This window comes from Acinetobacter brisouii (assembly GCF_008993995.1).
In the GTDB taxonomy this organism is placed as follows: domain Bacteria; phylum Pseudomonadota; class Gammaproteobacteria; order Pseudomonadales; family Moraxellaceae; genus Acinetobacter; species Acinetobacter brisouii_A.
The window spans coordinates 22,392-32,534 of record NZ_BKNN01000035.1; the positions used below are offsets into that span (position 1 = coordinate 22,392).

General features: G+C 41.5%; 10 protein-coding genes. 2 read left to right on the top strand and 8 right to left on the bottom strand.

The genetic code is table 11. The annotated features are described in order from the left end of the window. The first annotated feature begins 104 nt into the window (after nucleotides 1–104). A complete protein-coding gene (locus tag GBN19_RS09705; protein WP_151710030.1) occupies nucleotides 105–653 on the top strand; it encodes an NUDIX hydrolase in 549 nt (182 codons plus the stop codon). Between the two features lie 97 nt (nucleotides 654–750). After that, the gene (pabB, locus tag GBN19_RS09710; protein WP_151777996.1) at nucleotides 751–2,103 is read left to right on the top strand and encodes an aminodeoxychorismate synthase component I; all 1,353 of its coding nucleotides are present in this window, start codon (nucleotides 751–753) and stop codon (nucleotides 2,101–2,103) included. Between the two features lie 69 nt (nucleotides 2,104–2,172). Here the strand turns inward: pabB and hisC are convergent, their stop codons facing one another. The 8 genes from hisC to GBN19_RS09750 all read right to left on the bottom strand — a co-directional run bounded on the left by hisC (nucleotide 2,173) and on the right by GBN19_RS09750 (nucleotide 9,856). Beyond that, nucleotides 2,173–3,258, bottom strand: coding sequence for a histidinol-phosphate transaminase (gene hisC / locus GBN19_RS09715; protein ID WP_151777999.1), 1,086 nt, complete (start codon nucleotides 3,256–3,258; stop codon nucleotides 2,173–2,175). Nucleotides 3,259–3,311: 53 nt separating this feature from the next. After that, nucleotides 3,312–4,619, bottom strand: a complete 1,308-nt coding sequence (gene hisD, locus GBN19_RS09720; RefSeq protein ID WP_162625973.1) for a histidinol dehydrogenase — start codon at nucleotides 4,617–4,619, stop codon at nucleotides 3,312–3,314. Between the two features lie 119 nt (nucleotides 4,620–4,738). After that, entirely contained in the window at nucleotides 4,739–5,401 is a 663-nt protein-coding gene (locus tag GBN19_RS09725; protein ID WP_151778000.1) for a DUF4272 domain-containing protein, read from the bottom strand. Nucleotides 5,402–5,549: 148 nt separating this feature from the next. Further along, nucleotides 5,550–6,245, bottom strand: a complete 696-nt coding sequence (gene hisG / locus GBN19_RS09730) for an ATP phosphoribosyltransferase (RefSeq protein ID WP_151710027.1) — start codon at nucleotides 6,243–6,245, stop codon at nucleotides 5,550–5,552. A 3-nt stretch (nucleotides 6,246–6,248) separates the two neighbouring features. Continuing rightward, a complete protein-coding gene (gene murA / locus GBN19_RS09735; protein WP_151710026.1) occupies nucleotides 6,249–7,508 on the bottom strand; it encodes a UDP-N-acetylglucosamine 1-carboxyvinyltransferase in 1,260 nt (419 codons plus the stop codon). Nucleotides 7,509–7,514: 6 nt separating this feature from the next. After that, nucleotides 7,515–7,766 (bottom strand): BolA family iron metabolism protein IbaG, encoded by a 252-nt coding sequence (gene ibaG, locus GBN19_RS09740; RefSeq protein WP_111896057.1) that lies wholly within the window; start codon nucleotides 7,764–7,766, stop codon nucleotides 7,515–7,517. Nucleotides 7,767–7,905: 139 nt separating this feature from the next. After that, a complete protein-coding gene (gene hpf / locus GBN19_RS09745; protein WP_151710025.1) occupies nucleotides 7,906–8,244 on the bottom strand; it encodes a ribosome hibernation-promoting factor, HPF/YfiA family in 339 nt (112 codons plus the stop codon). 160 nt (nucleotides 8,245–8,404) lie between these two features. Next, nucleotides 8,405–9,856, bottom strand: a complete 1,452-nt coding sequence (locus GBN19_RS09750) for an RNA polymerase factor sigma-54 (protein WP_151777997.1) — start codon at nucleotides 9,854–9,856, stop codon at nucleotides 8,405–8,407. Nucleotides 9,857–10,143: the final 287 nt, after the last annotated feature.

Sequence of the window (10,143 nt, forward strand, 5' to 3'; positions counted from 1 at the left end):
CCACCTATTTTTATCGTGTTCCTTGCTCAAGTCTTATGCAAATGATGCGTAAGCGATTTTTTTCAGTTATGCTGAACCATCTCTTTTTTCACTGATCATTTATTATGAACTGCTGCGTAAAATGTGGACACCCTACAGCCGAAAAAATTCCCTTGGGCGATAGTAAATTCCGTCAAGTGTGTACCCATTGTGGCAATATTCATTATGAAAACCCAAAGATTATTTGTGGTGCTTTGGTGACATGGGACAATAAAATTCTGCTCTGCCGCCGTGCCATTGAACCACGCTATGGCTTATGGACACTACCTGCAGGCTACATGGAACTGTTTGAAACCATGGAGCAAGGTGCAGCACGCGAAACATTTGAAGAAGCAGAAGCTGACATCGAAATTGAACAACTGTACTGCATGTACAATATTCCCCGTATCGGGCAAATTTATGTGCTGTTCAAAGCTGCCTTAAAAGATGGAAAATTTGGTGCAGGCCCTGAAACAATTGAATGTCGTTTGTTTGCAGAAGATGAAATTCCTTGGGAAGACTTAGCTTTCCCAAGCGTACAACACACCTTACAACACTATTTTAATGACCGAAAAACCAATGCTTTCCCACTGCACCATGAAACCATTGGTACACGTATCGACGAAACAGGCTAAAAATACAATCCCTCTCAATGCCTAGCTCCGACTAGGCATTGATTATCTGTGTCAATTGCTTCACTATTTGCCTTTCTTTTTTGCAACCTATTGTTATATGTCCAGTTGCTATTCCCTGCAAAAAGCACTATCACAATTTGATTTCTCCGCAGCTGAAATTTTACTGCGTTTACAACAGCTCACGGGTTTAATCTATCTCAATGATGATGATCACCCTGTGATTGCGTTCTTACCGCAACAATACCAACTGATTCAAGACCAGCATACCCAACATTTTATTCGTGACGCTGCATGGCATTATCAGGAACAATCCTCGCCTGTTGCGCTTGAAGATTGGGTCAATTGCCAAAACAATGCTACAGCACCAACTGCAACCCAGTTCCACGGGGGGTGGATGGGTTTTGTCGGTTATGATTATGCTGCTCGCCAAGATGTTGCAGCCCCTTTACATGCTCAACCCGCACTGTATTTAGGGCAATATTTATCATTTCTCAAATACGAAAAAACACAAGGCTGGGTCTTCTATAGTCGAGAAGACTACGAAACTGCCGAACACATTTTCCAAAAAATACATGCGCTACTTGATGTTGATGCACCGAAAACGGCGTTTCAACTGACTCAAGCCTGTCAGGCACGCTGGTCGAAAGCAGAATATATTCAAGCCTTTGATCGGATTATTGACTACATTCGTGCAGGTGATTGTTACCAGATCAATCTGACCCAGCAATTTATCGGACAGGCACACGGTTTATTGCTAGAAACGGCTGAGCAGTTCTGGCAACTGACCAATGCACCTTATGCAGGCTATTTAAAAATCGATGACTTTGAATTACTGAGTTGTTCACCTGAACTGTTTATTGATTTTCAGGCACAGCAGCAGATTGTCACTCGCCCGATCAAAGGCACCATGCCGCGCTATGCTGACCCCGAGCAAGATCAACAGTCCAAACAGCGTTTGATTCAGTCTGAAAAAGATCAGGCAGAAAATTTGATGATTGTGGATTTACTGCGTAACGACCTGAGTGTTTATGCTGAAATTGGTAGCGTCAAAACCAATAAACTATTTGAAATTGAAAGTTTTGAACAAGTGCATCACATGGTGAGTGAGATTCAGGCAAATCTGAAATCTGACATTCAGCCGATACAAATGCTGCTCAAAGCCTCACCGGGTGGTTCCATTACAGGCGCACCGAAAATCCGTGCCATGCAAATTATTGCTGAACTGGAGCAACAACCCCGTGGCGCCTATTGCGGTTCATTAGGCTACTTCAATCAAGATGGAACAGGTCGCTGGAATATTCTGATTCGCTCAGTGCAAAAATATCAACAAGAAATCTCTATGTGGGCAGGTGGTGGCATTACCATTGCTTCACAAGCCGAAGCGGAATATCAGGAATGTTTTGACAAAATTTCTGCCATGCTCAATTTACTCAATACATGGCAAGGTTAAACGGATCTTGAATATAGCCATAAAAAAACTCGCAGCCGACACTGCGAGTTTTTTTATTTTAGGAACAGCTTATAAAATCTGATTCTTCAAGGTATCAACCAAACGCTGATTTTGTTCAGTCGTACCAACAGTAATACGCAAGTACTGATTAATACGTGGTTTATTGAAATAACGCACGATAATGCCTTGTGCACGTAACTCAGCCGCTAACTCACCTGCATCACGCTCAGGGTAAGTCGCAAAAATAAAGTTGGCTTTCGATGGTAAAACTTTAAAACCAATTTCAGTCAAATCAGCCACCAACTGCTCACGGCAATCAATCACTTTCTGACAATGTTCTGCAAAATATGCCTGATCTTCAAACGATGCAACCGCTGCGGCAATTGCAAAACGGTCAATCGGATATGAGTTAAAACTGTTTTTCACTGCTTCAAGCGCAGCAATTAAATGCGGCTGTGCAATTGCAAATCCAACCCGTAAACCTGCAAGAGAACGCGATTTAGAGGTCGTTTGACACACCACCAGATTTTCGTATTTGTTGACCAAAGTCACAGCAGACGCTGCACCAAAGTCCACATAGGCTTCATCAATCACCACAACACGGTCAGGGTTGCCTTGTAATAACTGTTCGATTTTTTCGAGTGACAACGCGACACTGGTCGGTGCATTTGGGTTGGCAATAATAATGCCGCCATTGGGCTGCTGATAATCTGCAACATCAACTTCAAAATCATCATTCAGTGGCACAGTTTTGGTGTTGATCGCAAAAAACTGGCTATAAACTGGATAAAAACTATATGAAATATCAGGCGATAAAATCGGCTGATCCTGCAAGAAAAATGCCTTAAAAATGTGCGCCAGAACTTCATCTGAACCATTGCCGACAAATACTTGGGAAGCATCGACATTTTGCTGTACGGCAATCGCCTGTTTTAATGCCGTTGCATCAGGGTCTGGATATAAACGCAAAACATCCGCCCCATCATTCAACACGGCTTGCACTGCTGCAACCACTTTTGGTGAGGGTGGATACGGATTTTCATTGGTATTCAGTTTAAGTAAATTTTGGATTTTTGGCTGTTCACCGGGTACATAAGGTTCAAGCTCGCGAACTTCTGGGCTCCAAAAACGCATTTGCTGATTTGAAATATTCATCATGTCATCTCAAAAAAGGGCTGAAAAAACAGCCCTCAAATTTCTATAGATCATTAAGCAGGTTGATAACGGTAGCGTGCAGAACGTGCGTGCGCATCCAAGTTTTCTTCTTGTGCCAAAATGTCTGCGGTTTTCGCCAGTGTTTTCACACCCTGCTCAGAACACATAATTAAACTTGAGCGTTTTTGGAAATCATAAACACCCAATGGTGATGAAAAACGTGCTGTGCCTGAGGTTGGCAAAACGTGGTTCGGTCCTGCACAGTAATCCCCAATTGCTTCAGGGGTAAAACGTCCCATAAAAATTGCACCCGCATGGCGAATGTCTTGGCTCATGGCTTCTGCATCATCGAGACAAAGTTCTAAATGCTCAGGTGCAACCTGATTAATCAATTCAATCGCTTCTGCACGGTCTTTGACCAATACCAATGCACCACGATTGGCAATTGATGTACGGGCAATCTCCGCTTTTGGCAATGCAGCCAAATGTTCTTCAATCGCTTCAGCCACTTCATTTAAGAAGTCTTCATCGGGTGTGATCAAGATCGCTTGCGCGACTGTGTCATGTTCGGCTTGTGACAACACATCCATCGCGATCCATTTGGCATCGTTCTGACCTTCGGCATACACCAAAATTTCAGATGGCCCTGCAATCATGTCAATACCCACCTGACCAAACACTGCACGTTTTGCCGCAGCCACGAAACGGTTCCCCGGCCCTGTGATTTTATCAACACGTGGAATGGTTTCTGTGCCATAGGCCAATGCTGCAACAGCTTGCGCACCGCCAATGGTAAATACGCGATGTACCCCTGCCAAATAAGCCGCAGCTAAAACCAAGGGATTCAATTCACCATTGGGTGCAGGCACAACCATGATAATTTCAGGGACACCCGCAACATGTGCAGGCACAGCGTTCATCAACACTGACGATGGATAAGACGCCAAACCACCTGGCACATAAATCCCGACGCGGTCTAATGGGGTAACTTTCTGACCCAAAGTATTACCCAAATCATCCACATAACTCCAGCCATCTTGCTTTTGTGCTTGGTGGAATGAACGAATACGATTGGCAGCCAGTTCGAGTGCTTCACGAACCTCAGCGTTTAACCCCTCAAAAGCTGCTTTAAGCTGAGCTTGAGACAATTCAAGATCTGAAAATTGATGCGCTGGATGTCGATCGAACTGCTGAGTTAATTTAAGTACATGTGCATCGCCATGTTGGCGTACATCGGCAATAATCTGGTCTACAGTTTTGAGCAGTTCTGGATCATTGACTGTTTCAAAAGCCAATAAATCAGCGAAGGCTTGCTGGAAGTCCTGCGCTTGAGTCGATAAACGTCGCATCAATTTACCCACAAGGTGTTTAAACAAAAATGAGGTTTTAGTTTACCCTGTTTCGACTGACTTGTGGACAACAACTCAACATCTATCGCAAAAGCTTGATAGAAAATTACTTTTGAGCTGCTGAATCATCTTTAGGTACTGACATCAGGATGATCCCAATCACCATCACGTTGAATCAACCAGTTTAATGCAGCATGACGTTCCATCACCACGGATGCATTAAGACCTGCTGGAGCAGCCTGTTGTTTTAAGCGTGCATCAACACATGCCCAGTCATAACGATAGATCAAATCAGCCTGATCTAAAATTTCTTCCATGTCCCGCAACTGGACTTTTTGCATAAACTCATCAAAAGATTCAACCGAAGTCACTGCCTGAATCGCAAAGTCACAATCAACAATACTTTCAGGATAATTCAACGCATCCACAATGCCTAAAGCCCAAAGCAAAACCCAATAGGCTTCATATTTCCAAACCATGTTGATCACATCTTGCTGTGACACATCCCGATTTAAAATTGCCTTTTCTTTTTCTGTTAGTTCATCCAAGACTTGCATGCGACTCAAAACATCGAAAACAAATTCCTGAGTTTCATCATCATATTTCTGATTATCCAAATCACAGGCAACCTGTATCACCCACAAACAAGCAATGGCTCGTTTGGCGATATGTTCTGCAGTTCGGGCTTCAATTTCTTCAACAGATTCAATGACTGGTAACCAATCAATATATGGGATGATATGCTGTTTCAAGATATGTATTGAGGCTTCTTTACGTTGTTGTGGTGTTTTCATTGTCATCGCTACTTCTTTTTCAGCCGTTATTTTTAACATGTATTTATTGATGTGGAATGATTGGATTTTGTTACAAGATACTCGGATTTTGAAAATCTCAGTCATAAAAAAAACCGCCAAATTTGGCGGTTTTCTGATTCACAAGCAATTATTTTTGCTTTTGACGCTCGTTCACAGCCGTTTCAAGCTGAGAAATGATCGGATTTAACAACGCTTGCTTACGTTTAAAGCTAGCTTTATTAACAATCAGGCGTGAAGAGACTTTGCAGATTTCTTCAAGTGGCTCTAAACCATTGGCACGTAAAGTATTACCTGTATCAACCACATCAACAATGTAATCACCTAAACCGACCAATGGCGCTAATTCCATAGAACCATACAGCTTAATGACATCTACTTGCTCGCCTAAGCTGGCATAGTATTGGCGGGTTAAGTTCACATACTTGGTGGCAATCTTTAAACGACCTTGAGGACGAACCATTCCCACTTTGGCAGCAGTCATGAGACGACAATTGGCAATTTTCAAGTCCAATGGTTCATAGACATTTTGTGCGCCATGTTCCATAAGGACATCTTTACCCGCCACACCCAAATCTGCCGCACCATTTTCCACGTAGGTTGGTACATCTGAAGCGCGTAAAATCAAAATACGAACCAGTTTATGCGTGGTCGGAAAAATCAATTTACGTGATTTTTCAGGGTCTTCAAGCAAGTTAATGCCTGCTGTTTCCAGTAAAGGTAAAGTTTCTTTTAAAATTCGACCTTTACTGAGGGCTAAGGTTAAACCATGATCAAAATTACCCATCACATTGAAATTCGGATCATCGTTTCTAAACTCGTTCATTTCTTATCCACTTACTCGTTTAATTTTTGCGCCAATACCTTGTAGTTTCGCTTCGATATTTTCATAGCCACGATCGATATGATAAATACGATCAATCAAGGTTTCACCTTCTGCGGCAAGTGCGGCTAGCACCAATGAAAAAGACGCGCGTAAATCGGTTGCCATAACTGGTGCTGCTGAAAGTTGCTCAACACCTGTTACGACTGCATCATTGCCTTCGACCTGAATATTGGCACCCATACGTGACAATTCAGGGACATGCATAAAGCGGTTTTCAAAAATCGTTTCTGAAATCGTCGCAAAACCACGACCAATCGCATTCACCGCCATGATCTGTGCTTGCATGTCTGTTGGGAAATCAGGATGCGGTAAAGTCTGGAAGCTGACCGCTTTCGGACGTTTACCTTGCATGTCTAACTCGATCCAGTCATCACCACGTGTGACTTCGGCACCCATTTCCTCAAACTTGTCGAGGACACATTCAAGCAATGCAGGATCGGTATGTGTCGTTTTGACACGACCACCAGTAATTGCAGCAGCAGCAAGGTAAGAACCTGTTTCAATGCGGTCTGCGACGACGGCATAGTCACAACCATGCAGGCTTTCAACACCCGTCACCACCAACGTATCGGTGTCTAAACCTTCAATTTTAGCGCCCATCTTAATCAGCATTTGTGCCAAATCAGTAATTTCAGGCTCACGTGCTGCATTGCGAATTGTGGTCACACCGTCAGCCAGTGCTGCAGCCATCAGAATGTTTTCTGTACCGCCTACAGTCACCATATCAAAGACAACTTCACCGCCTTTTAAGCGACCGTCAACTTTGGCATGTACATAACCATTTTCAACTTCAATGTGCGCACCCAAAGCTTCTAATGCTTTTAAATGTTGATCAACAGGACGTGAACCAATGGCACAACCACCTGGCAAAGAGACTTTCGCTTCACCATAACGTGCGACCAATGGGCCTAGCACCAAAATCGACGCGCGCATGGTTTTCACCAAGTCATAAGGCGCAAATTGGTTATTTAATGTTGAGGTATCCGCAGTAACCGTATCACCCGAATATTCAATCGTCACACCTAAACCAGCAATCAGCTTCACTAGCGTGTTGACGTCACGAAGGTTTGGCATGTTTGAAATACGAATTGGTGAATCTGCTAAGATCACCGCTGCCAATAATGGCAACGCTGCATTTTTAGCACCCGAAATACGGACTTCACCTTCTAATTTTTGACCACCTTGGATGAGAAATTTATCCATAAATCATTAAGCTCCAAACAAGCTAGCTTTGCGCCATTCTTCTTTCGTCATTGCACGAATGGTCACAGCATGTACTGCACCACTGGCAATATAATCATTTAATGGTGCATAAACCGCTTGCTGACGAGCAACAGGGCGTTTGCCTTCAAACTGATCATCAACAATACGTAGGTCAAACTTTCCAGCTTGTCCACTCACAACAACTTCTGCATGTGGAAAAGTTGCTTTTAAAATTTCAGTGAGCTGTTCACTATTCATGGGTAAAAGACCTCGTGTAAGACCTACGTTGTAAAAACTGGCTATTTTACTATATCTAAAAAAAATTATTCATTAGGCAATCGTAAAATTGCCATAAAAAAAGAGGTTTATAAAAAACCTCTTTACCTTAAGTTAAAAATTAAACTGGAACAATAACTTGTGGAAAAATCATCTGCATTTTACGATGTTTTGCCAGTTGTCGTTTCATTTTCTCAGTTAATTTATTAATGGAAGTATACATGTCATCGGCACACGCTTGTGCAAAAAGTTCAGCGCCAGGCAAACGAATAATCGCCTCGGCAATATGATTGGCACTCCCTTTTCGAGAACGTTTATCAAGTTGGTGATCTTTAGAGAGTTTTACCTGCATACTATTCACTTGATCAATATGTTTGGTCATTTGATCAAACTTAGTGCGGATATTTTCTTCTATCGCAGGTGTAATGGTTAAATGATGTCCACGAATTGTTAATTGCATACCACTATCCCTCATAAATGCTCAGGATAAAGATCGCTATGGCTGATGATGAATGCAATCACAGTTTATTTCACTCTCATTCAAACATCACAAGCCACTCCAAGAAAAAAAATTCATCATGCTGTCATGATGAATCTTTAGAATTAACAAATTCACCTCTTCAAATCAATACTTTTCTGTCAGAAGACGACGGAATGTTCAATGATTCTCGATATTTGGCAACCGTACGCCGTGCAACATTAATTCCATCTTCTTTCAATAAATTTGCAATTGCGTTATCAGACAATGGCTTACGTGGGTTTTCCACCGAAATCATTTTCTTAATCATGGCACGAATTGCTGTTGACGAACATTCACCACCTGTCATTGTGCCCACATGACTTGAAAAGAAATATTTCAATTCGAACAGACCACGTGGCGTCAGAATGTATTTATTCGTCGTGACACGCGACACTGTAGACTCATGCAATTCCACTTCTTCAGCGACATCACGCAGCACCAAAGGCTTCATTGCCTCAGGACCTTGCTCTAGAAATGCCTTTTGATGTTTGACAATACAGCTCGCCACTTTCAGCAAGGTTTTATGACGTTCATCGACACTCTTGATAAAGTTTTTAGCTTCAAGCATCTGATTACGCAAATATTGATTATCTGCGCTTTGATCTGCACGTCGAATCATATTGGAATAAAAAGAGTTGACCCGAAGTTTCGGCATCACATCTGGATTTAACTGAACTTGCCAGTTATCCTGTTTTTTGGTCACAACCACATCTGGAATTTGGTATTCCGATTCGCCTGACTCAAAATCACTACCAGGATATGGCTTTAATGTCTTAATGAGTTCAATTGATGCTTTTAATTGATCAGAAGTTAATCCTGTTTGTTTCATTAACTTATTAATATCATTAGAAACAAGCAGCGGATAATACTCCAGCATTTTTAAAGCTTCATAACGTGATGGTGTGGCTGGCGGTAAATATTCCAATTGAATTTTTAAACATTCAGCTAAATTACGTGACCCTATACCAATCGGGTCTAGGCGCTGTAAATGCTTTAAAACAACTAAAACTTCTTCATTTTCAACTACATCATCATAATCTAATTCTTGTAATAAATGCTGTACCGAGGCGGTAATCTCTACAATTTCAGCATCTAGAAAACCTTTTTCATCTAATGAATCAATAATACAATAGGCAATTAATTGATCTACTTTGGAGAAATTCAGTAAATTAATCTGATTCTGCATATGTTCTTGCAAACTCAAATTACTCTGACGATTATCCTCACGCTCTTCAAACTCAGAAGTTCCCAATGCTGTTGATTGATGGGTATAGACTTCATCCCAATCCGTATCAACAGGTAAATCATCAGGTAAATAATCCGCATTTAACTCTTTGGTTAAATCTTTATTTTCATATTCACGGTCGGCATCGCTATCAGTTTCCGCACTAGACAAGTCCTCGACTTTTTCAAGTAATGGGTTACTGTCTAGCTGAATCTGAATTTCTTGCTCTAATTCAAGGCTAGAAAGTTGTAAAAGTCGGATAGCCTGTTGTAATTGTGGCGTAAGCGACAATGAATTCGCTATTTTTAATCCTACAGATAACTTCATAAAGATTCCTATCCCACGAGACCCAAGCAATTTTTATGCCGTTATTATGGTTATAGCATATAGTTAATAAAAAACATACAAGCAGAGCTAAATTATGTCGGCTGCTTACCACAAAATAATGAGTTCATTTGTTTTTTTAATCACTTTAACTCTATAAAAACTTTAGTTTATTTTTTTTGAAAATATCAAAAATGATCTTAAGCCAGTCCATCAATCCGTTTATTTTACTGAGCAAATCAAGGCATAATCTCAGGTTTGAAATTACTGTAAAAGAGTTAACAACTCTT